Raw genomic sequence first — 1253 nt, forward strand, 5'->3', positions numbered from 1 at the left:
CATTGCTGTCCCACAATTTTTCACAAGAGGAAGCTCATTTGAGCTTCCTCTTGTTTTATGGGTATTTTATCGGGTGAAAATAAAGCTTTTAAAGTTCTTCTTTCAAACAAATTCACTTGAATTATTCTGAGTAAACGTTGAACTGTCCAACCTGTTTTCCCTAAATGTTGAGCGAAACTCACCAATAAATAGGCGATCATCGCAATCCAGATTTGTGTCTGAATTGCGTTCCTGCTGCGGCCTAGAAACGCTTTTAATTTGAGATTCTGCTTAATCGCCTTAAAGAACAGCTCAACTTTCCAACGATCTTTATAAATCGCCGCAATGGTGGAAGCGGCTAAATGAAAGTTATTGCTGAGAAAGCTAAAGTGCTTGCCACTTTGCTGATCTCTATATTCAATTCTTCTTAACACTGGGGCTTTTCTTTTTAGGGCATGTGCGCTATTCAGCTGAATGGTTTCATCTTTTAGAATACCTTTGGATTCAAGCACTGGATGTTGCTGGATCACCTGATACACAGATTTAGGCCTAAAACGTGTGACAAATCCAATGTTTTGAGCAGTCAGATTTGCATACCATTGGTAATCGACATAGCCTTTATCAAAAACTACAATGCTGCCAGTAGGAAACTGGAATTTGCGGCCTTGTACCATGTCATTTTCTTTGCCATTTTCAACTGCAACAAACTCAGGAATATCATTGCTGTGATTCAATCCTATGCTGAGTTTCATGCTGGCTTTTGAGTCGTGAACTTTGGCCCATTCACATAAGGAAAGCGACAGGTCAATATGACTGGCATCCAAGGAATACAAGGGATTCTTAAAGCGAAATTTATGAGCTACTTTTGAGTGTTCATAGTATTTAAGCAACTTGTAAAATAGCTGTTGATACAAGGCAGCAGGCTGCTGCTCATTGATTCGTGCCAGCGTGCTTCGGGGAATAGACTTTGCTCCGAGATGACTTAGCTTTTCCTGTTGGCACTCCAAATTGGATTGAATATCTCTCAGACTTTGTCTACAAGAGAATTGAGACATCAATATGGCAATAAACTGATCCCACCGGGAAGCCGCTCTAAATTTCTGTCCAACATGGTGTACTTTAGCAAGTTGTTCAAAATCCTGTCGCACAACAGGTTTAATTAGCTCATGAAATACGGTATTCTGATGTGACAAAACCTGAATCCTGGTCGTTAAAGTGTTTGTTTGCACTCATATTTTAACTGTTAGGACTCAGGTTTTTTTATTTAAAGCAAA

The 1253-nt window shown here is 39.5% G+C and carries 1 protein-coding gene; it reads right to left on the minus strand.

Going from position 1 to position 1253, the window contains the following annotated elements:
- Nucleotides 1–20 precede the first annotated feature (20 nt).
- Nucleotides 21–1172: an IS4-like element ISAbe18 family transposase gene (locus tag PV763_RS17570; RefSeq protein WP_338840946.1), complete on the minus strand. Its 1152-nt coding sequence runs from the start codon at nt 1170–1172 to the stop codon at nt 21–23.
- Nucleotides 1173–1253 lie beyond the last annotated feature (81 nt).

The sequence above is a fragment of the Acinetobacter sp. AS5 genome (assembly GCF_048957595.1).
In the GTDB taxonomy this organism is placed as follows: Bacteria; Pseudomonadota; Gammaproteobacteria; order Pseudomonadales; family Moraxellaceae; genus Acinetobacter.